The organism is Catellatospora sp. NPDC049111 (assembly GCF_040648615.1).
Classification (GTDB): domain Bacteria; phylum Actinomycetota; class Actinomycetes; order Mycobacteriales; family Micromonosporaceae; genus Catellatospora; species Catellatospora aurea.
Genome location: NZ_JBEZEB010000006.1, coordinates 235760 through 262149, shown reverse-complemented (window position 1 = coordinate 262149; position 26390 = coordinate 235760). Strand labels below are relative to the sequence as shown.

At 72.7% G+C, this 26390-nt stretch carries 20 protein-coding genes and 1 pseudogene; 15 read left to right on the top strand and 6 right to left on the bottom strand.

All coding sequences use genetic code 11. The annotated features are described in order from the left end of the window. Nucleotide 1 precedes the first annotated feature (1 nt). The 8 genes from AB0B66_RS11780 (at nt 2) to AB0B66_RS11745 (ending at nt 12053) form a co-directional block, all read left to right on the top strand. The gene (locus AB0B66_RS11780) at nt 2–757 is read left to right on the top strand and encodes an ABC transporter permease (RefSeq protein ID WP_360526896.1); all 756 of its coding nucleotides are present in this window, start codon (nt 2–4) and stop codon (nt 755–757) included. Continuing rightward, the gene (locus tag AB0B66_RS11775; RefSeq protein ID WP_360526893.1) at nt 754–3393 is read left to right on the top strand and encodes a lantibiotic dehydratase; all 2640 of its coding nucleotides are present in this window, start codon (nt 754–756) and stop codon (nt 3391–3393) included. The genes AB0B66_RS11780 and AB0B66_RS11775 overlap by 4 nt, the downstream gene beginning before the upstream one ends. Beyond that, on the top strand, nt 3390–4562 hold the full coding sequence (locus tag AB0B66_RS11770) for a lantibiotic dehydratase C-terminal domain-containing protein (protein WP_360526890.1): 1173 nt from the start codon (nt 3390–3392) through the stop codon (nt 4560–4562). The genes AB0B66_RS11775 and AB0B66_RS11770 overlap by 4 nt, the downstream gene beginning before the upstream one ends. Then, nucleotides 4559–6328, top strand: a complete 1770-nt coding sequence (locus AB0B66_RS11765; RefSeq protein ID WP_360526887.1) for a hypothetical protein — start codon at nt 4559–4561, stop codon at nt 6326–6328. Before AB0B66_RS11770 ends, AB0B66_RS11765 begins: the two co-directional genes overlap by 4 nt. After that, complete coding sequence (locus AB0B66_RS11760; protein ID WP_360526884.1) at nt 6325–8340, top strand: TOMM precursor leader peptide-binding protein; 2016 nt, start codon at nt 6325–6327, stop codon at nt 8338–8340. The genes AB0B66_RS11765 and AB0B66_RS11760 overlap by 4 nt, the downstream gene beginning before the upstream one ends. A gap of 8 nt (nt 8341–8348) precedes the next feature. Continuing rightward, a complete protein-coding gene (locus AB0B66_RS11755; protein ID WP_360526881.1) occupies nt 8349–9491 on the top strand; it encodes a hypothetical protein in 1143 nt (380 codons plus the stop codon). 331 nt (nt 9492–9822) lie between these two features. Beyond that, nucleotides 9823–11592 carry a thiopeptide-type bacteriocin biosynthesis protein gene (locus tag AB0B66_RS11750; protein ID WP_360526878.1) on the top strand — a complete coding sequence of 590 codons (1770 nt, stop codon included), beginning with the start codon at nt 9823–9825 and terminating at the stop codon, nt 11590–11592. A 146-nt stretch (nt 11593–11738) separates the two neighbouring features. Further along, nucleotides 11739–12053, top strand: coding sequence for a winged helix-turn-helix domain-containing protein (locus AB0B66_RS11745; RefSeq protein ID WP_360526875.1), 315 nt, complete (start codon nt 11739–11741; stop codon nt 12051–12053). Nucleotides 12054–12134: 81 nt separating this feature from the next. Here the strand turns inward: AB0B66_RS11745 and AB0B66_RS11740 are convergent, their stop codons facing one another. Then, a complete protein-coding gene (locus AB0B66_RS11740; RefSeq protein WP_360526872.1) occupies nt 12135–12710 on the bottom strand; it encodes a winged helix-turn-helix domain-containing protein in 576 nt (191 codons plus the stop codon). Nucleotides 12711–12857: 147 nt separating this feature from the next. On the opposite strand from AB0B66_RS11740, the gene AB0B66_RS11735 reads away from it, so the two are divergent. Both AB0B66_RS11735 and AB0B66_RS11730 read left to right on the top strand, forming a co-directional pair. Then, nucleotides 12858–13052, top strand: coding sequence for a hypothetical protein (locus AB0B66_RS11735; RefSeq protein WP_360526869.1), 195 nt, complete (start codon nt 12858–12860; stop codon nt 13050–13052). 127 nt (nt 13053–13179) lie between these two features. Next, on the top strand, nt 13180–14535 hold the full coding sequence (locus AB0B66_RS11730; RefSeq protein ID WP_360526866.1) for a radical SAM protein: 1356 nt from the start codon (nt 13180–13182) through the stop codon (nt 14533–14535). 4 nt (nt 14536–14539) lie between these two features. Here AB0B66_RS11730 and AB0B66_RS11725 read toward each other — a convergent pair whose 3' ends face one another. Further along, nucleotides 14540–16432, bottom strand: a complete 1893-nt coding sequence (locus AB0B66_RS11725; RefSeq protein WP_360526863.1) for a glycoside hydrolase family 15 protein — start codon at nt 16430–16432, stop codon at nt 14540–14542. A 246-nt stretch (nt 16433–16678) separates the two neighbouring features. Between AB0B66_RS11725 and AB0B66_RS11720 the strand changes: the two genes are divergently transcribed. Further along, nucleotides 16679–17902, top strand: a complete 1224-nt coding sequence (locus tag AB0B66_RS11720; protein ID WP_360526860.1) for a hypothetical protein — start codon at nt 16679–16681, stop codon at nt 17900–17902. Between the two features lie 140 nt (nt 17903–18042). Continuing rightward, nucleotides 18043–18447, top strand: a complete 405-nt coding sequence (locus AB0B66_RS11715) for a hypothetical protein (RefSeq protein ID WP_360526857.1) — start codon at nt 18043–18045, stop codon at nt 18445–18447. 25 nt (nt 18448–18472) lie between these two features. Here AB0B66_RS11715 and AB0B66_RS11710 read toward each other — a convergent pair whose 3' ends face one another. After that, complete coding sequence (locus tag AB0B66_RS11710) at nt 18473–19363, bottom strand: hypothetical protein (RefSeq protein WP_360526854.1); 891 nt, start codon at nt 19361–19363, stop codon at nt 18473–18475. A 104-nt stretch (nt 19364–19467) separates the two neighbouring features. Between AB0B66_RS11710 and AB0B66_RS11705 the strand changes: the two genes are divergently transcribed. Next, complete coding sequence (locus AB0B66_RS11705) at nt 19468–20475, top strand: LacI family DNA-binding transcriptional regulator (protein WP_360526852.1); 1008 nt, start codon at nt 19468–19470, stop codon at nt 20473–20475. Nucleotides 20476–20511: 36 nt separating this feature from the next. On the opposite strand, the gene AB0B66_RS11700 is transcribed toward AB0B66_RS11705, so the two are convergent. Next, entirely contained in the window at nt 20512–21363 is an 852-nt protein-coding gene (locus AB0B66_RS11700) for a hypothetical protein (protein WP_360526849.1), read from the bottom strand. Between the two features lie 113 nt (nt 21364–21476). Here AB0B66_RS11700 and htpG point away from each other — a divergent pair, with 113 nt between their 5' ends. Then, on the top strand, nt 21477–23348 hold the full coding sequence (gene htpG, locus AB0B66_RS11695) for a molecular chaperone HtpG (protein ID WP_360526846.1): 1872 nt from the start codon (nt 21477–21479) through the stop codon (nt 23346–23348). A gap of 61 nt (nt 23349–23409) precedes the next feature. Here the strand turns inward: htpG and eno are convergent, their stop codons facing one another. Beyond that, a complete protein-coding gene (gene eno / locus AB0B66_RS11690) occupies nt 23410–24699 on the bottom strand; it encodes a phosphopyruvate hydratase (RefSeq protein ID WP_360527232.1) in 1290 nt (429 codons plus the stop codon). Nucleotides 24700–24771: 72 nt separating this feature from the next. Then, nucleotides 24772–25602, bottom strand: a pseudogene (locus AB0B66_RS11685) (MerR family transcriptional regulator); the annotation flags it as partial. 173 nt (nt 25603–25775) lie between these two features. On the opposite strand from AB0B66_RS11685, the gene AB0B66_RS11680 reads away from it, so the two are divergent. Continuing rightward, nucleotides 25776–26348, top strand: coding sequence for a hypothetical protein (locus AB0B66_RS11680; protein WP_360526843.1), 573 nt, complete (start codon nt 25776–25778; stop codon nt 26346–26348). Nucleotides 26349–26390 lie beyond the last annotated feature (42 nt).

Sequence of the window (26390 nt, the reverse complement as noted above, 5' to 3'; positions counted from 1 at the left end):
CATGCGCCACGTCCTCCTGCACGCCCGCGCGCACCTGCGCGACACCAGCCGGATGCCCGTCTACTGGGTGCCCGCGCTGCTGTTCCCGCTGGTCTTCTTCGGGCTGTTCGGCTACACCAACGCCACCAGCCTGGCCAAGATCGGCCTGGGCAGCGAGTACGTCATCACGCCGTTCCTGCTGTTCACCACGCTGAACGTGACCATCGTCAGCCTCTCGGCCGGTGTCGCCGCCGACCGTGAGAACCCGTGGGAGCAGCGCCTGCGCGTGCTGCCGCTGCCGGCGCTGTCCCGCTTCGCGGGGCGGCTGCTCTACGTGCTCGGCTTCAACCTGGTCAGCTGGATCCCGCTGCTGCTGCTGGCGGTGTTCACCACCGACCTCAGGCTGCCGCCGGAGCAATGGCCGCTCTGGCTCGGCGGGGTGCTGCTCGGCGCCATCCCGTTCGGGCTGCTCGGCATGGCCATCGGCTACCGCTTCCCGCCGCAGGGCGCGATGACGGTCGCCAACATCCTGTTCATGCTGCTGGCGTTCCTCGGCGGGCTGTTCGTGCCCGTCAAGCAGCTGCCGGCGGCGATCCGCGACGTCGTGGTCTTCCTGCCCACCCATGAGTACCAGCACCTGGTGCTGTCCATCATCGGCCGGGCCGACCGGATCGCCGCCCCCACCTGGACCATCGGCGTGCTCGCCGCATGGACCCTGCTGTTCGCGTGGCTCGCCCGCATGGCGTTCCGGCGCGACGAGGGGGTGCGGTACGGATGACCGAGCTCGCCATCGCCGACGCCGCCGCCCGGACCGGGCGGCCCGACGACCGGAAGGCCGTCGAGCTGGCACCGTACGCCCTCGTGCGGCTGGCCGCGCTGCCGTACCCCGCCGTGCCCGAGGGCGGTGCGGAGTTCCGCGACTGCCTGGCCCGGCTCGTGCGGCTGCGTGTCCGGCTGACCGAGACGGCCGGTGACCTGGCCGACGCGCTCTACGCCAGCGCCGAAGGGCACGACGCGGAGTTCCACCGCAAGGTCGTGCTGCCGCTGCGGCGCGACGTGCACAACGGACGCCTGCCCCGGCCGGCGATCCTCGACGTGCTCGGCGACCTGCCGGACCGGGTCCCGCTGCTGCGGGAATGGCTGGACGCGATGGCGGAGGTGACCGCGATCCGCGCGGCGCTGACCGCCGCGGCCCCCTCGGCGCTGGCCGCCGAGCGGGCCGCGCTGGCGGCCACCTGCGCGGCGGACCCGCTGCGCAGGGCGGTCACCCTCACCGGCGCCGACCTGCTGCGCGGCATCGACCGCGCCGCCGCCGCCGGGGCCAATCCCGACTCACGGGCCCGCAAGGGCGAGCACAACGCGCTGCGGTACGCGCTGCGCGTCAACTCCAAGACCAGCCCACTGTCCTGGTTCACCTACGTCGCCTGGGGCGAGTGGACCGGCCCCGGCGAGCCCGAGCAGCTGGCCGGCGAACCGGTCGCCGTCGCCCGGGCCAACCGCACCCTGCTGGTCAGGGTCGCCGCGGCGGCACTGAACCAGCTCCGGGACCGGGTGCCCTACCGGCTCGCGCCCAGCATCCGGGTGGTCGACGGGAAGGTCAACTACCGGCGGGACACCCCGCTCGGCTACGGCGACCGCATCGTCGCCGCCCGGGAGGAGGACGTCAGCCTCGCCTACGGCGCCCCGGTCGCGCTGGTGCTCAGCCTGGTCCGCGCGGCGGGCCCGGCCGGGGCGGGTCCGGCCGAACTGGTCGAGGCGCTGGCCGAGCGGCTGCCGGGCCAGCGCGCCCGAGCCGTCGAGGTCGCCCGGCGCTACCTGGGCCAGATCATCGACGGCGGGCTGCTGGTCCCGATCCACCCGGCCGACCCGCAGGACGTCGACGCGGTCGCCACCACGGCGGCCTGGCTCGACGGGTACGGCCAGACCGAACTCGCCGCGCTGCTGCGCGACATCGACGAGCGCACCGCCGCGTTCCCGGCACTGCCGGTGGAGGAGCGGATCCCGGCGCTGGCGTCGCTGCGCGAGACCTGGCTCGCGGCGTTCGCCGCGTCCGGGGCGGAGTGGCTGGAGTCGCCGGTCCTCAGCGAGGACGTGAACCTGCGCAGCACGCTGCGATTGGGTGCCGCACACGGCCGCGACGCCGCCGAGGGCTTGGCCGGGATCGGCCCGGTGGTGGAGCTGTTCGACCAGTACCTGGTCTTCCGGCGGCTGAGCCGGGACCGGTTCGTGCAGCTGTACGGGCCGGGCGGGCGGTGCACCGACCTGGCCGGTTTCGCCCACGAGATGGGTCTGATCTGGCAGGCCGGCGGGCTGGTCTCGCTGGGCGGCACGGTCAGCGATCACCCGCGCTTCGCCCAGCTCGTGTCCCCGGAGCTGATCGAGCTGGGACAGGCGAGGGCGGCGGTCACCCGGGTCATCGACGCCGACAACGCCGGCGACCCGGCCGAGCGGATCCTCAGCGACGAGGCCGTACGGCTGGCCGCCGAGGCGCTGCCCGGCTGGGTGCGGGCACGGCCGGCGTCGTACAGCTTCTTCGTCCAGCCGGTCGCCGCGAACGGGCACACCGAGCTGGTGCTCAACCACATCTACGGCGGCTGGGGCAGGTTCACCAGCCGGTTCCTCGACCTGATCGCGCCGCAGGCGCGGGCCAAGGTCGCCGCCCAGGTGCAACGCGGGTTCGGGCCCGGCGCGCGGGTGGCCCAGTGGCGGCCCGTCAGCGGCTTCAACGCCAACCTGCACCCGCTGGTCGTCGACGACGAGATCGCCGAGGACCCGGCCTGGAGCTCGATCGCGGTGGACCAGCTGGAGATCTGCCACGACCCGGCCACCGACCAGGTGCGCCTGCGCCACACGCCCAGCGGCGACACGCTCGACGTGCTCTACCTGGGGTTCCTGGTGCCGTTCATCCTGCCGGACCGGTTCGTGCCGCTGTATCTCGACCTGTCCAGCGGCCTGGCGTCGCTGAACCACCTCGCGCCCAGCCGCAAGGTCGGCGACGTGCGGGTCCGGCCCCGGCTGCGCCACCGCGACATCGTCCTGGCGCGCCGGTCGTGGCGGGTGCCCGCCGACGACGTCGAGGCGTTCAAGGCGGCGATGGCCGCCGAGGGCGACGTGCCCGCCGAGGCCGCCGCCGCCTGGCTGGCCCGGCACGGCCTGCCGGCCGAAGTGTTCCTCGGCCCGGAGGGCGGCGAGATGAAGAGCGCCGACGACTTCCAGCGCTACATGGGCCAGCACAAGCCGCAGTACGTCGACTTCGGCAACGCGCTGCACCTGCGCAACCTGCCGAAACTGCTGGTGCGGCATGACCGCGGCGTCCGCGTCGAGGAGGCGTTGCCCGTGCCCGGCTCGGGCAACCCCGACGGGCGGGTCGTCGAGCTCGTCACCGAGGTCTACCGGAAGGGAAGCACACGATGACCACGCACGATGGCCTGGACGTCATCTGCCACTACTACGACGCGGTCAAGGCGCCGCTGCTGCGCGACGCGGTGCTGCCCGCGCTGGCGGAGACCACCGGCGTCGCGACGCACCTGGAACGGCACTGGCTGCACGGCCCGCATGTACGGGTCTGCCTGCGCGGCGAGCCCGCCGCCGTGGCCGACGCGGCCGCGCTGGTCGCCGACCGGCTGCGCACGCACCTGGTCACGCACGGCTCCAAGGCCGTGACCAGCGACGCCGAACTGCTGCACCGGGCCGCGATAGCCGGCCGGGTCGAGCTGGTCCCGCCGCCGTACACGCCGATCTGGCCGGACAACACGGTCAGCATCGTGCTGCCGCAGACCACGGCGCTGGAGTCGCTGCTGGGCGGGCCCGCCGCGGTCGAATGCCGCAACGAACTGCTGCGCCTGGGCATGCCCGCGGTGTCGGCGTCGCTTTCGCACCTGGGCCAGCGCGGCGACGTCGCCGGGGCCCGGGTGTGGCTGCTGCTGGTGTCGATGGCCGCGCATGCCGGGCGCTACCCGCTCGGCCTGGGTGCAGGGCACCAGTCGTTCCTGTCGCACCTGGAGGACTTCCTGCTCTTCCACGACCCGGACGGCACGCTGCGCCAGACGTACGCCCGGCACTGGGACCGGCACGCTCCCGCCGTCACCGACCTGGTCACCAGGGTCGCCGACGGCCGCGCGCAGTCGCCGGTCGAGTCGGCGTGGCTGGACTGGACGGTGGCCGCCCGCGCCGCCGCCGAACCCGCCTTCGACCGCGGCGAGCTGCCGCTGGTGCCGGGCGCGGCGTACACCGACCGGGCCCGCCAGGTCGGCGACGAGCGCACCCTGCGTCAGTGGGACCCGACGCAGCGCACCGAGTTCAGCGCGTACCACGAGCAGCTGCGCAAGGTCGACTTCGAGAAGGTGCCGTTCGCCCGCGAGTTCGTGGTGTACCGCTTCGCCACCAACATCCTCTACCAGCTGCTCAGCGTCTGCGACGTGGAGCCGGCCGAGCGCTACCTGGCCGCGTACCTCGTCAGCCAGGCCGCGGAGCGGATCACGGGTATCACCTGGCGGGAGCGGCTGGATCGCTACCTCGCCGCGCAGCGGAGCGGTCAGGAGCAGCCGTCTGCGCAGCGGGTGCTGAGCGAGGTGGCGTCATGACCACGCTCGCCACGCGCAGCGTGCCCACGCAGCGCACCGCACGGGTGTCGGACCTGCCGCCGCAGGCCCCGCGCACCCTGGTCCGGCTGCGCCCGATCGTGCACGCCACCCCGACCGCGCAGGGCGTGCACGTCCGCGGCTGGTCGTCGAGCTTCACCGTCAAGGGCGGCAGCGGCCTGTGGAAGCTGTGGCAGATCCTGTCGGCCCGGCTGATCGAAGGCCTGCCCGCCGACCAGGTCGTCGCACCCACCGGCCGGCCCGAGGTGGTCCGCGCGGTGACCGTGCTGCTGGAGCAGCTGCGCGAACACGACATGCTCGTCGACCTGCCCGCGGGCTGGGTCGACGGCACCGACCCGGCGGCCCCGCCCGCCGACGTGTGCGCCTGGCTCAGCTCCGTGGCGGCCGATCCGGCCGACGCGTGGCGCCGCCTGCGTACCACCCCGGTGCGGCTGACCGGAGACGGACCCGTCGCCGAGGCCGCGGCCCGCGCACTGGCGGGCATCGGCGTCGACGTCCTGCCCGGCGCGCTGCCGGCCGCGGCCGACGGCGTCACCGATCTGGTGCTGTCCACCGACGCCGGGATCGCGGTGGCCGCACGCTGCCGCGGCGAGGTCGGCATGGTCGTGCCGGTGTCCGAAGTCGACTCCGTGCTGTGGTCGGCCCGCGAGGTCACCCGCCGCCTGGCCGGGGCGGCCGACCCGAGCGGCGCGCCGCACGCGCTGACGGCGCTGGTCGGGTCCGCCGCCGCACACCGGTTGGTGTGCGCGGTCGCCGGGCTGGCCGACCCCGCGATCGAGGCCGCCGAGCTGCACGACGACGACCAGCAGCCCGCCCCGGCCCGGCTGGAGCACCCGTCCGTGCTGGTCGCACGGCTGGACCCGCTGTCGCTGACGTACCATCCGTTCCTGCCCGCCGCGCCCGCCGTGCCGCCCGCCGACACCGTCGACGAGGCACTGCGCCGCATCGAGGCGCTCGTCGACGCCGAGCTCGGCCCGCTGACCGAACCGGTCGCCGGCAACCTGCCGCAGGTCCCGGCCGCCCTGGCCGCCGCCGGTGGCGTGGTCGGTTTGGGCGCGAGCACCGACGCCGCCCGCCTCGACGCCGTGCTGCGCCAGGCCGAGGCGGTGCTGGCCGGCGGCGACGCCGGGCACTTCGCGGTCGGCGTGCACGACCGGCACGCCCAGGGCACGGCGCTGCGCCGACTGGCCGACGCCGCCGTCGAGCAGCTCGACACGACCCCGGTCGCCGACGACGAGTGGATCGGCTCCCCGGCGGCCCGCCGCTGGTGGAAGGCGCTGACGCTGCGCTTCGGCCAGCCCGCGTGGGTCCACGTACGACGGCTCGCGCCCGACGCCGTGCACGCGCAGATCGCCTGCGGCGGCGAGGTCGTCGCCTGGGCCGTCGAGGCGCGGACCGCCGACGCGGTCGCGTTCGCGGCGCTGGCGGCGGTCGGCGCCGCCCAGGCGCGCGAGGCGGGCCTGGACGTGCCCGCAGGCCCCGTGACGCTGTCGGGCGCCGCGCCCGCCGCACAGCCTGTCGGTGAGGACGTCACCCCGTGGTCGGCCGGCTGGCACTGGCCCGCCGGGGTCGACCAGGGCGAGGACCGGTTGCAGGCGGCGCTGCGCGCGCTCGCGCCGATCGCGCGGGCCACCGTGTGGCGGCTCGGCGAGCTGAGCAGCGCCGAGGACGGCATGACCGAGCAGGCCGCGCAGCTGCGCCGGGAACTGTCGGCGGTCGGCTTCACGGTCGTGCGGTGGGCGTCATGAGCACCCTCGCCACCGCCCTGCGCGGCCTCGACCTGCCGGTCCTCGACGCCGACCAGTTCGGCGCGACCGTGGGCGGCCGCCCGGACGGCACTGTCGTCATCGGACTGCCGGTCCTCGGTGACCTCCATGTCCGCGCGACCGGCGGCGCGCCACCGCACAGCGGCCCCGCCACGGCGGACGCGGCGCAGCGGCCGGCGGTCGTCGTGCTGCAGGACTGGACCCGGGCGCAGGCCGAGCAGCTCAGCCAGGCCGCGTACGCGGGGGAGCGGCCGGTGCTGCCGGTGCGGCTGGACGGCGGGCTGGTGCTGATCGGACCGCTGCTGCACCGCGCCGCCCCGGTGTGCCTGGGTTGCGCCGAAGGGGCCCGGCTCAGCGTCTTCGGGCCGACGGTGCCGCAGCGCACGCCCGGCCTTGCCTTCGGCGGGCTGCTGCCGCCGACCCTGCTCGCCCCGCTGGCCGCGCTGCTCGCCGGGGCGCTGGCCGACCCGGCCGCCTACGAGGGGACCGTGCTGGCGCTGCGCGCCGACCGGCTCACCGTGTCGACGCACCGGGTGCGCCCGGCCCGGCAGGGCTGCGCCGTGTGCTCGCCGCTGCCCGACGACACGGCCCAGGCCGCGCGGATCACGCTGACGCCCAGCCCGACCTCGGACCCGTATGCTTTCCGCGCCGGCAACGAGCGCACCACCCGCGAAGGGCTGCGCGCCGAACTGTTCGACTGGCGGCACGGGCCCGTGGCGCACCTGCGGCGCACCGAGAACATGCCGCTGCCGCTGGTCACCGCGGAGTTGTCGGGCGACAGCGTGATCCGCGAATCCGGCTACGGCCGGGCCCGCACCTTCGCCGACGCCGAACGCGTCGGGCTGTTCGAGGCCGCGGAGCGCTACACCGGCATGCGCCCGCACGGGCGGCGTACCGCGATCACGGCGTCCTATGCCGAGCTCGACCCGGCGACCACGATCGACCCGGCGCGGCTCGGGCTGCAGGACCCCGCGTACCACGACCACCCCGAGTTCAAGCTCAAGCCGTACACGCCGCAGCTGCGTACCGGCTGGGTGCACGGCTGGTCGCTGACCCGCGACCGGCTCGCCACCGTGCCCGAGCACGTCGCCTACTGGGGCCTGCACGCCAGTGCGGGGCCGCGTTTCCTCTACGAGAGCTCCAACGGCTGCGGGCTGGGCAACAGCCTCACCGAAGCGGTCCTGTACGGGCTGTACGAGGTCGCCGAGCGCGACGCGTTCCTGATGGCCTGGTACGCCCGCACCCCGCTGCGCCGGGTCGCGGTGCCCGCCGACGACCCGGTGCTGCCGCACCTGACCGACCGCCTGGAGCAGGCCGGCTACCGGCTGATGTTCTTCGACGCGACCAACGACTTCGGCGTGCCGACGGTGCTGGCCCTGGTGCTGCACCGCGACCCGGCCTCCGGCGCGCCGCAGGCGCTGTTCGCGGCGGGCGCGCACCCCGACCCGCGCGCGGCGATGCGCTCAGCCGCGGCCGAGGCCGTCGTCGACGCCATCGTCACCCCCGACGTGGTCCGCGCCAAGCCGCACTACCTGGACCGGGCCCGGCTGCTGCCGATGCTCGACGACCCGGAGCTCGTGCTCACCCTGGACGACCACGTCGCCCTGAACACCCTGCCGGAGGCCCGGGAGCGCTACGACTTCCTGCTCGGCGACGACGACCCCGACGGCGGCGACGACTGGCGCGAGGTCTGGCCGGGCGCACCCGCGCCGGCCGGCGACCTGACCGTGCTGCTGGCCGACACCCTCGCCCGGCTCGACCGGGCCGGACTGGAGGTCGTCGCCGTGGACCAGACCGACCCGCGCCTGCGCGACCGGCTCGGCCTGCACTCGGCGAAGGTGATCGTGCCGGGCAGCCTGCCGATGACGTTCGGCCACCTCAACCACCGCACCCGGGACCTGCCCCGGCTGCTGGAGGTGCCGTTCCGGCTCGGCCGGGCCACGGCGCCCCTGCGCTACGACGACCTCGCCCGCCACCCCCACCCGTTCCCGTGAGGACCGCCATGGACGCCACCCTGTCCCGCGTGTGGGACCAGACGCACGGCAAGGTCGTACGCTCCGGCGCGATGCCCCGGCGCACCCCGGCGGCCCGAGCCGGGATCGCCCTGGCCGAGCTGCCCGAGCGGTACGCGCTGCCCGCCGCGATCCTGCGGCTGGCCATGACGCCCCGGCGCTGGGAGCCGTGGAACTCCTTCAACGAGCACCGCGCCTACCCGTCGCCGCGCGCCGCCTGGCTGGTCGACGTGTCCGTCGTGGAGGGCCACCGCCGCTGGCTGTTCGACCCCGTCCGCGACCGGCTCGCCGGCCGCGCCGACGCCCCGGTCGGCTCCGGCACGACCGTGACGCTGGACCTGACCGTGCACCCCGAGCGGCTGCCCGCCGGGTACGCCGCCCTGGCCGAGGTGCTGACCTGGCTGGAAGCCGGGCACGTCGCGGCAGCTTTGGCCGAGAGCGCGCAGGCGCACGGCTGGACCGCGACCCCCGACCTGGACGACGACGGCGAGCTGACCGTGACGCTGCGTCCCGGCGGAATCGCGGACACCGCCGCGGCACGCTCGCGGCTGACGGCGCGCCGCAGCTCCGGGCTGGGTCCGCGAGGGCTGAGCGCTGATCCTGGCCTACTGCCTGCAGGCAGCCTCACGATGCTGTCCGAGGCTGCACACCGGCACTCGGCCGGTTCCCCGGCCGCGTGGGCGGGACTGTGCCACCGCGCGGTCGCCACCCGCATCACGGGACTGGCCAGCGGCCTGTACACGCTCAACGGCGGCACCCCGTGCCTCGTCGACGCCGACGCCACCATGGATGCGGTGCAGGAGGCGTTCAGCTACCCGCGCGACAAGCTGGACATCGCGAGCATGAACGTCGGCTGGGTGATCACCGCCGACGTCGCCGCGGCCGTCCGCGCGGGCGGCGTGGCCGCATATCGGCGGCTGCTGCTAGCGGCGGGCGCGATCGGCCAGCACGTCGGATCGGCCGCGGCCGCCGCCGGGCTGTTCTGCCGGCCCGCCCGCAGTGTGCACGAGGCGCACCTGGAGGCGGCCGTCGCCGCCCCCATCGCCGAAGACTTTCTCTACCTGCTGCTCATCGGCCGGTCGCGCCTTCGCGACTTCGCCTACGACCTGAACTCGCCGGAGGTGCTGCCTTGACATCTCCCCCAGCCGAAGCAGGGGGTTTCGGCCCTCGCGGATCGAACTTTCTGCTTCACAGCCCATTGCCGACCTGGGTTACCAGCAAGGAGCGGTGTACCGCCCATCGGTCTTACACAGGCTCCACAGACCTGACTTCCCGCCAGCCCAGCGGTAGGCCCGACCGGCTTGGTTTTCGCCGGCCAGGCCGCAATAAATTAGCACACCTGTTCACTCCCGCGACACCGGCGGATGCCGGATTCGCCCTGGCGGCGAACCGACTTCTGCTCTGCTCCGCAGGAGGTCCGTTTCCTCTTCAGCTTGAAGGCCGGAGTATCCACGGAGGCATGCCATGACCGCCGCCACCCTTGACCGGCACAGCGACGCCCGCGTGTGGCGCAGCCTGCACTGCTTCGCCTACTGGCCCTCGGGCGACCTCGACGACTTCCTGTGCCGCACGGTCACGCCGCTGCTGGACCGCTTGCGCCGCGAGCACCGCATCGCCGACTGGTTCTACATCCGCTACTGGGAGGGCGGCCCGCACCTGCGGCTGCGCCTGCGCGGGGCGGACGAGTCCACCGGCGAGTGGCTGCGCGAGGAGCTCGGCCGGCTGCTGGCCGAGGCCCCGTTCACTCCGGCGGCGCTCGACGGCAGCACCTACTACCAGGCGCTGGGTGGGCCCGCCGCGCAGTCGCAGGCCGGCTGGCACGAGCACGGCGAGGTGTGCGAGATCGCCTACGTCGCCGAGACGCCCCGCTACGGCGGCGCCGCCGCGCTGCCGATCGCCGAGGACGTGTTCTGCCGCAGCACCGAGGTCGCCACCCGCGTCGTCGCCGCCACCGCCGACCCGCGGGCGCGGCTGGCCGCGGCCACCGAACTCACCATCGCCACCGCGATGGCGCTCGGCCTGGACCGGCTCGGCACCGCCCGCTGGCTGCGCATCCACGCCGGAGCCTGGCGCTTCAACACCGAGGTCGCCATGCTGCCGACCGCGCTCATGCAGGAGCGCACGTCGAAGGTGCTGGCGACCCAGGCGGCCACCCTCAACCAGCGCTGGGCCCGCACCGCCGCGGCGATCACCGCCGACCCCGACGGCCGGCGTTCGCCGGTCACCGCCTGGGCCGGGGTGGTCCGCGAGGCCAACGCGCGGCTGGCCGAGCTGGAGCCCGGTGCGACCCCCGGGCGCTGGCTGGGCGTATGGGCGTCGCAGCTGCACATGCTGTTCAACCGCCTGGGCATCACCCCCGACGAGGAGCGCTCGGTGTGCTGGCTGGTCGCCGGAACCGCGCTGGCCCCCGAAGGGCTGGCCCCGTTCTTCGACGACGGTGCGCAGGCGCCCGACCGGCGCTACCACGAGGCCAGCAAGTTCCTGCTGGGCGGCGCGAGCGACCACACGCCCCGCGAGGTGGAGGGCCCGCCCGCGTTCCGGATGCGCGCCATGCGCCCGCCGGTGCCGCTGCCCTCGCACGAGGCACCGCGGCTGCCGCTGGCCGACGTGCTGCGCACCCGCCGCTCCGCCCGGGGCGCGCTGACCGGCCCGCTGCAGGCCGAGGAGCTGGGCACGCTGTTGTGGAGCGCGCACGCGATCTCGCACCACGAGCAGATCACGCTGCCCGACGGCACGCCCTACCGGTTCGGGCACCGGCCGTATCCGAGCGCGGGTGCGCGTTACGTGGCCAAGTTGCGCCTGGTCGTCCGCGACGTGGCCGGGGTCGAACCCGGCTGCTACCACGTCGACCCGGTCGACCGGACGCTGTGGTGGATGGGCGGTGCGCCGTCCGACGTGGACCTGCTGGCCACGTCGATGTGGTTCCAGCCCGACCACGCCTCGGCGTACGAGGGGATCGACATCTCGGCGATGCCGGCGATGCTGGCCCTCTACGTCGAGCTGGGGCGGCTGCGGCCGCGCTACGGCATGCGCGCGCTGCGGTTCGGCACGGCCGAGGCCGGGCACCTGGCGCAGAACCTGTCGCTGGTCGCCGCGGCGACCGGGCTGTCGCTGGGCATGATCGGCGGCTTCTACGACGACGTCGCGCACGAGGTGTTCGGGCTCGACGGCATCGACAACGTGGCGGTCTACCTGCTGCCGATCGGGCGGCAGCGGCGCTCGCCGGACGGCTGAGACCCGCGGGTCCGGCCCGCCGGGCCCGCGGAGAACAAGCCCGGACGCGATGAAGCCCCCGACCGTCAGGGAGGACCGGGGGCATCGCTTGCAGACAGTGTGGCACATCCGAGCGCGCGCCGCACCTTTGACGGGAGGCACACCTCATGTCCGACCCCGCGCCACGGCTGCGCAGGATCGCCGGTGTGAGCGAGCTGCGCGCGGTCAGCGACACGGTGCGCCTGGCCGTGCTGACCATCCTGTTCGACCATCCACAGGAGAGCTTCTCCGTGCGTGACCTGGCCGAACGCACCGGTGTTCCGGTGACGTTGATGCACTACCACCTCAAGATCCTGCGTACCGAGAACCTCGTGGGGGTGGTGGTGCGCCGCACCGCGCAGAACCGCCGGGAGCGGCAGTACCAGGCCCGGTATGCCGCGCTGCGCTGGGACTTCCCGGCCGCGGGCGACCCCGGGGTGTAGACGCCGAAAACCCCGCCGGTCAGGGGCGGGGTAACGGCACTGTGCGGGTCGCCGGATGCCGGCGGGCTTACGGGGGAGCGGTTACTCGCTCCGGGCCGGGTGCAGCGCGATCAGCATGCCGAACGGGTGGCGGCCCGAACCGGCGCTCTTCTCGAACTTGCGGATCAGGTTGAGCAGTTCGGCGCGGAACTCCGCGATCTGGCTCTCCTCGATGCTGGCGACCGAGCGGCTGACCAGCAGCCGTTCGGTCTCGGCGGCGTCGGCGTCGATGGACATGGTGGACGCGGCCAGGCCGAGGTCGATCTCGTCGCGGGTGATGTCGAACTGGGTGCCCACGGCGGCGCGCAGGCTCTCGCCGTCGTTCTCGGTGCGCCGGCTGAACCGCAGGTCGAGCTGGCCCGCGCCGTACTGCTTCTCGATGATGCCGTTGACCACACGGGTGTCTCTGATCTGGACGAGACCGTGCTGCTCCAGCAGGTTGAGATGGTAGTAGATCTTGGTGGGGGAGATGCCGACGATGCCGGCGAACTCCTTGGCCGTCCACGTGCGCGCCGGCTCGGCCATCGCCAGCTCCAATATCGCCATGCGGATCGGATCGGCGAGCGCCTTCAGCGTCGCCACATCATCGATGACCCGCCGCGGCACTAACTCAGTCACGGCCAGAACCTCCCGTTCAACTCATACCAACGGTTCGACTATACACCAACGCTTGACAGAGTTTTGTTGCTCAGATTATTTTGAATGTCGAGATTAGCGCATCGTAATCTTTAAATACAAGCCGGAACCTCAGCTGGAGGGATCACCATGCCCAGGAACCGCCTCTCGACCGTGCTCGCCGCCGCGGCCCTCGCGGTCGTCGCCTCGCCCGGCATCGCCGCCGCCTCCCCGGACACCGACCAGGCCGTCCCCCAGGAGCACAGCACAGCGATCATCGAAGTGCTCGCGTTCGGCGACCTGCCGGAGGTGCCGGGCCCGAACTTCGGCTGCGGCGTGTGCTGACGCCGGACCGGGCCACAGAACTTCGCAGACGGGCGGGTGCCGCAGCACCCGCCCGTCGCCGTCTGCCACACCCCGCACCGCGACGACAGCCTCGACAGGTCCCGAACCGCTGACGGAAGGCCCCGCCATGGTCACGCTCGTCCCCAGCCGCTACCTCGCCTTCGGCGACAGCACCTACCAGCACCGCATCGGGCGGCCGGTGCGCGCGGTCTACCACACCGCCTCCGCCCGAGCCCTGCTGCTCGAATCGTCCATCGTGGACGTGCTCAGCGGCGACGCGCCGCAGGAGCGCCTGGACGCCGCGGCGCTGGACCGGCTCGCGCAACTGGGTCTGCTGGTGCCCGCCGGGACCGACGAGGCCGGCGCGGTCATCGCCGCGTCCCGGGCCGCGGTGCGCGACGCGCGGCAGCGCCAGTTCGTGGTGATGCCGACCGCGTACTGCAACATGGGCTGCGACTACTGCGGGCAGGAGCATCGGCGCGGCGCGGAAGTAGAACCCGGGCGGCACCGCGACGCGCTGGTCGAGCGGGCCGAGCGGGCCATGGCCGGCGGCCGCTACGACGCCGTCCACGTGCGCTGGTTCGGCGGCGAGCCCCTGATGGGGTACGCCGTGCTGCGGGCGCTGTCGGCCCGGTTCATCGCCGACGCGGCGCGCCACGGTGTGGCGTACTCGGCGAAACTGGTCACCAACGGCGCGCTGCTCGACGCCCGCAAGCTGCGCGCGCTGCACCTGGACTGCCGCGTAACGCAGATCGAGGTCACCATCGACGGGCCGCCCGACCAGCACGAGGCCTCCCGTCCGCTCAAGAGCGGGCAGCGGTCGTACACCCGGATCGTCGCCGCCGTCGCCGGAGCCCTGTCCGATCCCGACCTGTCCGGCCTGACCTTCAGCATCCGCACCAACGTCGGGGTGCACAACGCGGGCCTGGCAAGGGAATTCGCGGCGGGCATGGCCGCGGCCGGGCTGGCCCACTCGCGGGTCAGCTTCTACCCCGCGCCGATCCACTCCTGGGGCAACGACGTCAGCGACGTCGCGCTGGACCGCGCCGAGCAGGCCCGCGTCGAGCTCGACTGGTACACCGCCTACGTCGAGGCGGGCCTGAACTGCGGGCTGCTGCCCGCAACCACCCGCCCCGTGGTGTGCACCGCGGTCACCGCGCACAGCGAGGTCGTCGCCCCGGACGGCCGCGTCTACAGCTGCACCGAGCAGCCGTTGGTGCCCGGGTTCACCGAGCAGCACGTCGGCACGCTCACCGAACTCGACCCGGCCGCGCCGCGCCCGGCGGGAGCGTTCGACGACTGGTACGACACCATCGACGCCGACCGCACCGGCTGCGGCAGCTGCCGCCTGCTGCCGGTGTGCGGCGGCGCCTGCCCGAAACTGTGGGGCGAGGGCAAGCCGCCGTGCCCGCCGCTCAAGACCAACCTCGTCCAGCGCCTCGACCTGTTCGCCCGCTCCACCGGCCTGGCCCCGGCCTCCTGACCGGTCAGATCTCCTGCATCAGTTCGGCCAGGATGATCCGGCCGGCGGCCTCGATCAGCGCCAGGTGCGAGAACGCCTGCGGGAAGTTGCCCAGATGCCGGCCGTTGGCGGTGTCGAACTCCTCCGCGTACAGCCCCAGCGGCGACGCCACCGCCAGCAGCCGCTCCATCAGATCGCGGGCATGCTGCGTCCGCCCGACCGCCGCCAGCGCCGACACCAGCCAGAACGAGCAGATCAGGAACGTGCCCTCCTTGCCGCTCATGCCGTCGTCGGTCTCGTCGGTGCGATAGCGCAGCACGAACCCGTTGTCGGTCAGCTCCTCGGCGATCGCGTCGACGGTCTTGCGCAACCGCTCGTCGTCCATGGGCAGGAACCCGAACAGCACGGCGAGCAGCGTGGACGCGTCGAGGGAGTCGGTGGCGTAGTGCTGGCGCAGCACCCCGCGCTCGCTGACGCCGTGGGCGAGGATGTCGGCGCGGATCTGCTCGGCCGTGTCCCGCCAGGCGGCCGCCTGGGTGCCGTCGCCGCGGATCTCCGCCAGCGTCGCCGCCCGGTCCAGGGCGACCCAGCACATGAGCTTCGACGACACGTAGTGCTGCGGCTCGCCGCGGGCCTCCCAGATGCCCTGGTCCGGCTGCCGCCACACTTTCGTGGCGCATTCGGCCTGCGACTGCACGATCGGCCACAGCCGCCGGGGCAGCCGGCGGCTGTGCCGGGTGTGCAGCAGGATCGAGGCCAGCACCGCCCCGTACACGTCGTTCTGCCGTTGGTCGAAGGCGCCGTTGCCGACACGTACCGGCCGCGCGCCGTCGTAGCCCGACAGGTCGTCCCGGGTGCTCTCCGGTAGATCGCGACGGCCGTCGATGCCGTACATGATCTGCAGTGAGCCGTCCTCGGTCGGTTCGACGTCGGCGACGAACTGCATGAACTCGTCGGCTTCCCAGTTGAGGTTGAGCCAGTGCAGCGCCTTGAGGGTGAAGGTGGTGTCGCGCATCCAGGTGTACCGGTAGTCCCAGTTGCGCTCGCCGCCCGGGGTCTCCGGCAGCGAGGTGGTCAGCGCGGCGACGGTCGCGCCGGTGGGCATGTAGGTCAGGCCCTTGATGACCAGCGCGGAGCGTTGCAGCGGATCCCGCCAGCGGTGGTCGGGCACCCGCGCCCCGGCCAGCCAGGTGCGCCAGTAGTCGGTGGTCTCCTCGACCATCGCGTGGGCGCGCTCGGCGTCGGACGGGATGCTGCCGGGGGCGCCCCACGACAGCAGGCAGTACGCGCTCTCGCCCGCGCGCAGGACGTGCTGGCCGCGGACCCGGCCGCCCTCGATGCCCAGGGCCAGGTCCGAGTGCATCCGCAGGGACCGTCCGGCGCCGTCGGCCACGGCCGCGGAGCAGTCGCCGTCGGCCAGCGACCAGGTCGCCGGGGTCCGGCCGTAGTCGAACACCGGTTCGCAGATCACCTCCAGCTGGACCTCGCCCTTGAGGCATCGAGCGGTGCGGACCAGCAGGTGGGCCGCGTCGTAGTCGGCCGGTGGGCGGGTGTGCGGGGTGACCTCGCAGGCGCCGGTGCGCCCGGTGACGATCAGGGCGTCGGTCACCAGCAGCCAGCCCGACGGGGTGCGCCACGTCGTCTCCAGCACGTTGGTGCCGGGACGGTAGTAGCGGGCGGTCGGGTGGGCGATGCCGTACGGCGCGAACCGGAACGTGCCCGCCTCCCGGTCCAGCAGGGCGCCGAACACGCTGGGGGAGTCGAAGCTGGGCACGCACAGCCAGTCGACCGAGCCGTCGGCGGCCACGAGCGCGCCGGTGTGGCAGTCCGACAGGAACGCGTACTCGGCGATCGGCGGGAACGGCGAGACCGCACCGGTGGCGGGCGGTGCGGCGGCGGCCGTGTCGACGGCGGTCATGACGTCGCCACCCGCGCGGCGGCCGTCCCGGTGCGCTGACTGCGGTCCACTGCCCTCACCCCTGTTCCGTCGTGCGGCAGCCGCACGGTCGATTGTCCGGAGCTGCGTCGCCGACCCTTCGATGTTATGAGCTGATTTGGAGTCATCGGTGGAAAATGTGCCGCACAATGAAGGATCTTCACCTGCGGGCTGCCGCTGGGCGGAATGAGGTGGCGCCGGCCCCCGCCGACCGGCATGATCATCGATATGCCGTTAGTCGCGCTCGGGCTGGGCGGGTCACTGGATGCCACGCAGGCAGATCTCGGGCGAGGCGTGTCCTGGCACGACGTGTACCGGGTCAGGCCGCGCGCCGAGCTGACCTGCCCGGCCTGTTCCGGCGCGGTCCACGCGAAGGTGTCCCGGCTCGGCCTGCGATTCTTCGCCCACGACAGCGCCGGGCGACCGTGTCCGCTCAACGGCGAGACCATCGAGCATCGCCTGCTCAAGAGCGCCGTCGCCGCGGCGGTTCGCCTGGCGGGCTGGCATGCGCGGCTCGAGGCCGCCGCGCCGGACGGAGCCTGGCGGGCCGACGTGCTGGCCACCTCGCCGACCGGAGACCGGGCGGTCGCCTGGGAGGTGCAACTGGCTCATCAGCACGACGCGGACACCGCCGACCGCACGGCCCGTTACGCACTCGATCGGGTCGAGGTCGTGTGGATCTTCATGCGGCCCGCCTCCGCCGGTGTGCCGAACGTCGTGGTCGAAGCGGACGGGCACGACCTGACCGTCGCCGGGCCGGTGGCCCGCTTCGCCGCCACCCGCTGCGACACCGCGAAGCCGTGCGTGCGCTTGCGTGATCTGGCCGATCCGCCGGCCTGCCCCGGGCACGGTGTCTGGGAGGCGGCCACGCTGCCGCTGGACAAGTTCGTCGCGCTCGTCTGCCGTGACGCGATCACCTGGACGGGTGACGGCGCACCGCCGCCACCCGTCGCGCACGAGCCCGAACACCCTCCCGCACATGTCTGGACCAGCTCGTATTACCTGCGGCAAGCCGACGCCATCGCGGCGGCGAACCGGGCATTGGACGAACAGGCCGCAGGCGAACGCGACCGGGAGCGCCGCCGCAGGGAGACCGAGTCGCGCCGACGGCAGTCGGAAGAGGAGCGGCGCACCGCCAACCGGGACGCGTTACGCCGACGCCAGACGCTGCTGACGCCGGTCGCCGTCCGAGCAGTCGAGTCGGCGACCGGACAGCGGCCCTGGGCTCTGCCCGGCGACGTCGAGCACGCGATGGGCGTGACCCTCATCGCCGCCGGGCGGCCCTACGCCGTGGTCTGCCCGATCGCGGGCAGGATCACCGACGAGGCAGCCGAGCGGCTGTCGGACCTGACCGTCTACGTCGCGTCGGTGCCGGAGCGCGACGCCATCGCACGTCGCTGCAGGCAGGACCAGCGGATCGTGATCCTGCACGCCGAACAGGCGCACGGATGACGCCTTGGCCCGGCAGTTCGTCGTCGGCGGCGGGCTGACCGCTGACGGCGTGTTTCCTTGGCGAAGGGCCGGCGACCGGGCAGTCTGTAGCCCGTGTTCGGCGGGGCAGCGTCGACGCCGTTCCACGGAGGATGGGGTTCATGGACCTGGCGCAGGAGTACGTCCGTCGCTATCTGGTCTCGCAGCGCGAGGCGGAGAGCAGGCTCGCGGACGAGATCGGCAAGTTGGAAGCGGTCGGCCACCGGATCATCGACGGCGGGCAGACCGGCCAGAGCAGCTGGATGTACACCGACTGGCTCACCGGCGAGGTCATCGCCAGTGGCGACGACGACCCTGACGACGAGGTGTTCGAGCAGCTGGACCCCGACGGCATGTTCCTCCACATCGACAACGTCGTGCGGCATCCGGTGAATCCCGACAACCCGGGTATCCCGCACAGCCTCGCCGAGGCGCTGCGTGACTGGGTGGACCTGCTGAAGACGACGGACGAGGACATCGCCCAGTTCGTGGGGTGGAGCGCGGACGACGTCGCGGCCGCCAGGTAGGCCTGCGGCGGTCGCGCCGAGGCGGTCACCCGAGGTCGAGGCGCTGCAGCGCGAGCATCACGAATCCGCGCGGGGCCCGGTCCCAGCCCGGAACTCCTTCGAGGTGGTCCCGGTCGGACGCCTCGACCAGGATCGACAGCGCCTGCTCCGACAGCGCCTGCCCGTCCCGGTAGGCCGAGGCGACGGCGGCGGTGACGGCGACCGTCGCGGTGCCCGACAGGGCCAGCTCGCGCAGCCTGCGGTCGACGCGTACGTCCGAACTGGGCGTGTGCGCCAGCGCCAGGTTCGCGCTCGTCCTCGGCCGTGTCCGGTGCTCGGGCACCGCGATCAGCGCGGACACCAGGGCGTCGGTGGGCTCGAACCAGGCGGCCAGGGCAGCGGCCTGGGCCGCCACCTGGTCGTCGGGATCCGACACCCAGCCGGTGATCGCGGACAGCTGGGCCGCGGCCGCGAAGTAGCTGTCGGCTGCCCAGCGCACCGCCGCCGCGTCCAGCACCGGGATCTCGTCGTCCGACAGTTCCTCCTCGGCGTGGAACCGCTGGATGATCTCGTCGTGCTCAGGGCCGTCGAACGTGTCCGCCGTCGCGAACGCCTGCCGCGGATCGAACGGCAGCGCGTCGTCACGACGGTCGCCGACGGCGACCCTGCGCAGCAGTTCGACCACGCGGGCCCGGTCCGGCGTCGCGGGGTCCTCGACCAGCGCGACCAGTAAAGGCACCACCGCGTGGCTGGCCTGCCACCTGGTGCCCTGGTGGTAGACGTTGCCGAACAGCTCCGACAGCGCGCCGGACCGCCGGACCGCGTCGCGGCTGCGCAGCGCGCGAAGCTGGTCTGGCACGTCCGTCGCCGGGCCGTACGCGTGGTGGAGCCGATGCCACGCGATGGCGTCGACATCGGCCAGCGGGCCGTCGTTCACCGTCGGGATTCTACGGATGGCGCGGAACGAAGCTTCCCGTGAGAGCGCTCTCGCCCGTATCGTCGCAATACCGCAGTGACGCGGCGGAGGGTGCAGGTGGCCACATGAGCAGGTCGAAGCCGACGATCGATGACGTCGCGAGGGTGGCGGGCGTGTCCCGGGCCACGGCGTCACGTGTGATCAACAATGCGCCCGGCGCGTCCGGGCCGCTGCGGGTGCGGGTGCAGGAGGCGGTGGCCCGGCTCGGCTACCGGCCCAACGAGGCGGCCCGTGCCCTGGCCTCCGGCCGCCCGCGGGTGGTCGACGTGATCGCCGTCAGTTGCAGCCTGCCCGGTGGCTGGCTGGGCTCGAACCCGTACTACGGCCGAGTCCTGGCCGGCATGATGCCGCTGCTGGAGGGCGTCGGCGCGCAACTGCGGGTGCACGCGCTCACCCACGAGTCGGCCGCCGAGGCGCTGGACGAGCTCGCCGCCAACGTCACCCTCGGCGCGGTGCTGTCCGACATCACCCCGACGCTCGCCGCGCGGTTCCACCGCCGGTGCCGCCGGGTGATCTCACTGGTGCCGACCGCGGCCATGGTCCCGGCGATGGTCGCCGACAACATCGGTGGGGCGTACACGGCGGTCACGCACCTGCACCGCCTCGGCCGCCGCCGGATCGCCGCGATCCACGGCCCGCTGATCAGCACCTGCGCCGCCGACCGGCGCATCGGGCACCTGCGCGCCGCCCAGCAACTGGGACTGGCCGAGATCAGCGCCGACACCACCTTCACCCGCGAAGGCGGCTACCACGCCGCGCAGCGGCTGCTGGAGCAGCACCCGGACCTCGACGCCGTGTTCGTGGCCTGCGACCTCATGGCCGCGGGCGTGGTCCAGGCGCTCACCGCCGCCGGCCGGCGGGTGCCCGAGGACGTCAGCGTCATCGGCTTCGACGACAGCGTCGCCGCGATCTGCACGAACCCGCCGCTGACCACGATGCGCCTGCCCGTGGAGGAGATGGCCGCCGCCGCGGTGCGGCTGCTGCTGTCCGGTGACGTCCCGCCCGGCCACCGCGAGCTGTTCCCGGCCGAGCTCGTCGTACGCCAGAGCACCGGCCGGCTGACGGCCGGGTGAACATCGGGCTGGTCCGGTGCGCCGTCGCGGTCGTGCCTAGCCGTGGTCGTGGGCGTCGCCGGCCCGGATCGGCGCCACCGATACGGAGCGCCCCGTCGGAAGGGCCAGCAGCTGGGTCACGAGGGCGAGGGCCGGCACGCCGATCGAGGTCAGCGTCGCGAAGGTGAAGTAGCCCGTCGTGATCGGCCTGGTCGGGTCGAGCTGGGTCGCCTGGACGGCGACGACGCCGGCGATCATCACTCCGGCGATGTACACGTAGGCGGTCACCAGCACCGTGAGCTCCGAGGTCTCCGTACGCGGCCGCCTGATGTATTGGCCCACCAACGACCGCAGGAGCAGCAGAACCGTGATGCCTTCGAGAACCGGCAGGTAGTAGCGGTTGATGACGGTCGGCAGCCAGTCCGGCCGCCGCTGCGCGAGTTCTGCTCCCACATCGTCGACGTAGTCGCGAACGGTTGCGGACAGGTAGAAGATCACGATGAAGCCGACGAAGTAGGTCGCGAACAAGGTGACCCGGGTGGCCCGCCGCGATTCATGATCGTACTGATCGATGAGCCAGCACAGCCCGCCGAACATGCTCAGCACGCCGAGACCCAGCAGGCCGCCGGCGGCCAGGGCCACGGTCCGCCCGCGAGCACACCCCGTGTCGCCCGACGCGACCCCGAACAGGAAGGCGGCCATCAGCAGCGCCAGAAAGGAGCCGACCAGCAGGACCAGCGCCTCGGTACGCCGCCCCGGCTCTACTCCGCTCGACAGCCTGGACGGCTCGGGCTGCACGCTGATCAAGACGATCATCCCCGCGAACACCAGACCCGCCAGAACGCCGGCCAGCTGCGAGTTCAGCGGCGCGGCCGTCAAACTCCCGTCGTAGACGCAGGCCGCAGTCATGGATTCGATTATGGCTGCGTCGCACCGGCGGCTCGCCGAGTTGCCCGACCCGGTGCCTTGATGCTAAATCTGCGTTGGCGCTCCGGCAGGGAGAGTGCCAACGCGGATGGGGGATGCCGGTGGGTCAGGTCGAGACGTTCGAGTTCCAGGCGGAGGCCCAGCAGCTGCTCCAGCTGGTGATCCACTCCATCTACTCGAACAAGGACGTGTTCCTGCGGGAGCTGGTCTCCAACGCCTCCGACGCCCTGGACAAGCTGCGTCTGGAGTCGCTGGTCGACAAGGAGCTCGACGCCGACACCAGCGACCTGCGCATCGAACTCGACGCCGACCGCGAGCAGCGCACCCTGACGGTGCGCGACAACGGCATCGGCATGACCCGCGCCCAGGTCATCGAGCTGATCGGCACGATCGCCCGGTCCGGGACGGCGGAGTTCGTCAGCCGCTGGCAGCAGGCCAAGCAGGACGGCACCGCCGAGCTCATCGGCAAGTTCGGCATCGGGTTCTACTCCGGTTTCATGGTCGCCGACCGGGTCGTGCTGGTGACCCGCCGCGCGGGCGAGGCCGAGGGCACCCGCTGGGAGTCCACCGGCGCCGACACCTACGAGATCTCCACCGTCGCCGACGCCGCGGTGGGCACGTCCGTCACCCTGCACCTCAAGCCGGCCGACGAGGACGACCACCTGCACGACTACGCCGACCCGGCTGTGCTGCGGCGGATCGTCAAGCGCTACTCCGACTTCATCGCCTGGCCGATCCGGATGCGCGAGCCCGAGGCCGACGCGGCCGAGACCCTCAACTCGATGAAGGCCCTGTGGTCGCGGTCCGCCGCCGACATCAAGCCGGAGGAGTACACCGAGTTCTACCGGCACGTCAGCCACGACTGGACCGACCCGGTCGAGACGATCCACCTGCGCGCCGAGGGCACCCTGGAGTTCGACGCGCTGCTGTTCCTGCCCGCGCACGCCCCGCACGACCTGTTCGCGCGCAGTGCCCGGCGCGGCGTGCAGCTCTACATCAAGCGCGTGTTCATCATGGACGACTGCGAGGCGCTGCTGCCGGAATACCTGCGCTTCGTCAAGGGCGTCGTCGACTCCGCCGACCTGTCGCTCAACGTGTCGCGCGAGATCCTGCAGCAGGACCGGCAGATCCAGACGATCCGCCGCCGCCTGGTCAAGAAGGTCCTCGGCACCCTCAAGGACATGCTCGCCAAGGACCCCGAGCGCTACACCGGCTTCTGGCGCGAGTTCGGCCAGGCCGTCAAGGAAGGCCTGGTCAACGACCCTGACAACCAGGCGGCGATCCTCGACCTGGTGCAGCTCGCCTCCACCCACGACCCGGCCCGGCCGAGCACGCTGCGCGAATACGTCGAGCGGATGAAACCCGACCAGACGGAGATCTTCTACCTGGTCGGCGAGCAGCGTGCCACCCTGGAGAACTCACCGCACCTGGAGGCGTTCACCGCCAACGGCATCGAGGTGCTGCTGCTGCACGACCCGGTCGACGCGATGTGGGTCGACATGGTCGGCGACTACGACGGCAAGACGTTCGCCTCGGCCAGCCGCGGCGAGGTCGACCTGAAGACCGAGACCGACCAGGCCCCCGCCGCCGAGGACTACGCCGGGCTGCTGGCCTGGATGGGCACCCGGCTCGCGGACAAGGTCAAGCAGGTGCGGCTGAGCACCCGCCTGACCACCTCGGCGGCCTGCCTGGTGTCGGACGCGTTCGACGCGTCCCCGGCGTTGGAGAAGCTCTACCGGGCGATGGGCCAGGACCTGCCGAAAGCCAAGCGCATCCTGGAACTGAACCCGCAGCACCCGCTGGTGGAGAAGCTGCGCGCCGCACACGGCGAGCGCGGTGACGACGACACGCTCGCCGAGACCGCCGACCTGCTGCACGCGATGGCGGTGCTCGCCGAGGGCGGCGAACTCGACGACCCGGCCGGGTTCACCCGCCGACTGGCCGACCGGTTGTCCCGCACGCTCTGACGCCGCACGACGCGGGTGGCCGCCGGCCACCCGCGTCCCCCGTGCGCGTCTTTCAGCCGGGTCAGGCCGCCCGGCGGCCCGCGAGGTGGCGGGCACCGGCGTAGACGGCGCGTTCGCCCAGCTCCTCCTCGATCCGGATGAGCTGGTTGTACTTGGCGGTGCGGTCGCTGCGCGACAGCGAACCGGTCTTGATCTGCCCGCAGCCGGTCGCCACGGCCAGGTCGGCGATGGTGGTGTCCTCGGTCTCCCCGGACCGGTGCGACATCACCACGCTGTACCCGGCCTGCCGGGCGGCCGTGACCGTGGCCAGCATCTCCGTCAGCGTGCCGACCTGGTTGACCTTCACCAGCACCGAGTTCGCGACGCCCCGGCTGATGCCGTCGCGCAGCAGTTCGACGTTGGTGCAGAAGACGTCGTCGCCGACCAGCTGGCAGCGCCCGCCGAGCCGCTCGGTGAGCAGCTTCCAACCCTCGAAGTCGTCCTGGGCGACACCGTCCTCGATCGACACGATCGGGAACTGCTCGACCAGCTCGGCGAGGTGGTCGACGTGCTCGGCGACGGTGCGCACCCGGCCCTCGCCCCGGTAGTGGTAGGCGCCGTCGCGGTAGAACTCCGACGCTGCCGGGTCCAGCGCGATCGCGATGTCGACGCCGGGGGTGTAGCCGCTGTCGGTGATCGCGGCGCGGATGAACGCCAGAGCCTCGACCGCGGTGTGCAGCGGCGGGGCGAAGCCGCCCTCGTCGCCGACGGCGGTGTGGTGACCCGCGGCCCGCAGCGCGGCGCGCAGGGTGTGGAACACCTCCGAGCCCATCCGGGCCGCGTCGGCGAACGTCGCCGCGCCGATCGGAGCGATCATGAACTCCTGGAAGTCCAGCGGATTGTCGGCGTGCGCACCGCCGTTGACGATGTTCATCAGCGGCAGCGGCAGCACTACCGCGTCGGGCCCGCCGAGGTAGCGGTACAGCGGCTGCCCGGCCGACGCCGCTGCGGCCTTCACGACGGCCAGGGAGACGCCGAGGGTGGCGTTCGCGCCCAGCCGGGACTTGTCGGCGGTGCCGTCCAGGTCGATCAGCGTCCGGTCCACGGCTGCCTGATCGCGGCCGTCGAGCCCGGCGACCGCGTCGGCGATCTCGCCGAGCACCGCCGCGACGGCGCGGCGCACGCCCTTGCCGTGGTAGCGGCTGGAGTCGCCGTCGCGCAGCTCGACGGCCTCGGCGGTGCCGGTCGACGCCCCGGACGGGACGGCCGCCCGGCCCAGCGAGCCGTCGTCGAGCAGCACGTCGACCTCGACGGTCGGGTTGCCGCGGCTGTCGAGGATCTCCCTGGCGTGCACGGTGTCGATGGCGGTCATGTGACTCCTCGGGTCGGGATGGTCGGCGAGCCAGCGCAGCACCTGCTCGGCGTGCAGGGCCGGTTCGGTCACCGGATGGAACACGTGCTCGACCACGCCGTCGTTCACGATGAGCGTCAGCCGCCGGTAGTAGCCGGCTCCGGCGGCCTCGAAGGTGGGCAGCCGCAGCGCCGCGGCCAGGCTCAGCCGCGGATCGGCCAGCAGCGGGTACGGCAGCCGGAGCCGGTGGGCCAGTTCCCGCTGGTATCCGGTCGGCTGCGCCGACAGGCCGTAGACCTGGTCGCAGCCTGCGGCCAGCAGCTCGGCGTGCACGTCCCGGAACCCGCAGGCCTGCACGGTGCAGCCGCGAGCGCCGGGCACCTTGTCCCAGCCGTCCGGCATCGCGACGCCCGGCCTGCTGGTCAGCGTGTACACGAACAGCACGACCCGGCGACCGCCGAACGCGGCCGGACCGACCGCGGTGCCGTCGGTGGCCCGGAACGTCAGCTCGGGCAGCGGCGCGCCGACCAGGCCCGACGGGTCGTCGCTTGCCGCGAGGGCCCGGCCGGTCAGCTGCGGCACGCCGTGCCCGGCGGCGTCGACCAGCGACAGCAGCGCGTCACGCTGGCCGCTCAGCCGCTCGATCCGCTGCTCCAGCCCGGCTATCGCCCGCCGGTACGTGCCCAGGGCCGCCGGGTGTGCGCCGTCGCCGTCGCTCAGCGACTCGACGAACGGCCTGGTCTCCTCGACGCTGAAGCCGAGCGCGGTCAGCGTCCGGATCTGCTCGACCAGGCGCACGGAGATCGGGTCGTACTCCCGGTAGCCGTTGCCCAGCCGCCGGGGCACGACCAGCCCCGCCGCTTCGTAGTAGCGCAGCGCCCGGACCGTGGTCCCGGTGCGGTGCGCCAGTTCACCGACTCGCACGTCACGACCGTAAACCTGTACCTACGGGTACAGGTCAAGCGAGTGGTTCGGGTGCCGGACCCCGAGCCCATGGCGGGCCGCCGAGTCGAGTAGCTCGGGGCTTGCGTAGTCGATGCACCATCGAGGTCGGCGGCACGTCACGCCCATCGTCAATCGCCTCAGTGGAGGTCAGGATGGCCGAGGACAAATCCTCCGGACAAGACGGGGCCATCGCGGAATTCACCGCATTACGGGAGGAGATCATCGCCCGGCACAACAACCAGCAATCGCTGCTGTCGATTCAGTTGACTGCGGCAGGAGCGTTATTCAGCCTCGCGCTGTCAGGTGCTGACAAGGCGGCCGTTCTGTTGGTTCTTCCGCTGGTGACCTACATGCTCGCGGGACGCCACGTGGCTCACAGTTACGCCTGCCACAGCATTGCCGCGTACATCAGCACTGAGCTCAGTGGGCGGGTGCAAGGCGGGCTCGGCTGGGAGACCTGGTTGCAGCCGCGCCGGTTAAGTCCCCGGCGCTACCCCGTACTGAATCCGCTGTCCATCTCCTTCCCCGGGATCAGCGTTCTGGCATTGCTCGGCTCATTGCCTTTCCTCGCGAGCCTGTCCATGTCCGGCACCGCGGCGATGTTGTGGGCGGCGTGGCTCGTGGGCGTGATCCTCACAATTTCATCCGTACGTCTGGTATGGAAGATTCGCAGCGATTCGTTCATGTGGGCGGGGCCGGTGCTCGGCCGGGAGAATGACGCATGACGCCCGCCGTGGGCGGCATTTCCTCGACACGGCGATGATGGC

Bases quoted from the DNA above. Each gene is read 5' to 3' on its own strand.
- AB0B66_RS11730 (WP_360526866.1), top strand. From the start codon at position 13,180: ATGGTCACGCTCGTCCCCAGCCGCTACCTCGCCTTCGGCGACAGCACC.
- AB0B66_RS11720 (WP_360526860.1), top strand. From the start codon at position 16,679: ATGCCGTTAGTCGCGCTCGGGCTGGGCGGGTCACTGGATGCCACGCAG.
- AB0B66_RS11775 (WP_360526893.1), top strand. From the start codon at position 754: ATGACCGAGCTCGCCATCGCCGACGCCGCCGCCCGGACCGGGCGGCCC.
- AB0B66_RS11705 (WP_360526852.1), top strand. From the start codon at position 19,468: ATGAGCAGGTCGAAGCCGACGATCGATGACGTCGCGAGGGTGGCGGGC.
- AB0B66_RS11715 (WP_360526857.1), top strand. From the start codon at position 18,043: ATGGACCTGGCGCAGGAGTACGTCCGTCGCTATCTGGTCTCGCAGCGC.
- AB0B66_RS11735 (WP_360526869.1), top strand. From the start codon at position 12,858: ATGCCCAGGAACCGCCTCTCGACCGTGCTCGCCGCCGCGGCCCTCGCG.
- AB0B66_RS11755 (WP_360526881.1), top strand. From the start codon at position 8,349: ATGGACGCCACCCTGTCCCGCGTGTGGGACCAGACGCACGGCAAGGTC.
- AB0B66_RS11745 (WP_360526875.1), top strand. From the start codon at position 11,739: ATGTCCGACCCCGCGCCACGGCTGCGCAGGATCGCCGGTGTGAGCGAG.
- AB0B66_RS11725 (WP_360526863.1), bottom strand. From the start codon at position 16,432: ATGACCGCCGTCGACACGGCCGCCGCCGCACCGCCCGCCACCGGTGCG.
- AB0B66_RS11680 (WP_360526843.1), top strand. From the start codon at position 25,776: ATGGCCGAGGACAAATCCTCCGGACAAGACGGGGCCATCGCGGAATTC.
- eno (WP_360527232.1), bottom strand. From the start codon at position 24,699: ATGACCGCCATCGACACCGTGCACGCCAGGGAGATCCTCGACAGCCGC.
- AB0B66_RS11780 (WP_360526896.1), top strand. From the start codon at position 2: ATGCGCCACGTCCTCCTGCACGCCCGCGCGCACCTGCGCGACACCAGC.
- htpG (WP_360526846.1), top strand. From the start codon at position 21,477: ATGCCGGTGGGTCAGGTCGAGACGTTCGAGTTCCAGGCGGAGGCCCAG.
- AB0B66_RS11765 (WP_360526887.1), top strand. From the start codon at position 4,559: ATGACCACGCTCGCCACGCGCAGCGTGCCCACGCAGCGCACCGCACGG.
- AB0B66_RS11700 (WP_360526849.1), bottom strand. From the start codon at position 21,363: ATGACTGCGGCCTGCGTCTACGACGGGAGTTTGACGGCCGCGCCGCTG.
- AB0B66_RS11770 (WP_360526890.1), top strand. From the start codon at position 3,390: ATGACCACGCACGATGGCCTGGACGTCATCTGCCACTACTACGACGCG.
- AB0B66_RS11760 (WP_360526884.1), top strand. From the start codon at position 6,325: ATGAGCACCCTCGCCACCGCCCTGCGCGGCCTCGACCTGCCGGTCCTC.
- AB0B66_RS11750 (WP_360526878.1), top strand. From the start codon at position 9,823: ATGACCGCCGCCACCCTTGACCGGCACAGCGACGCCCGCGTGTGGCGC.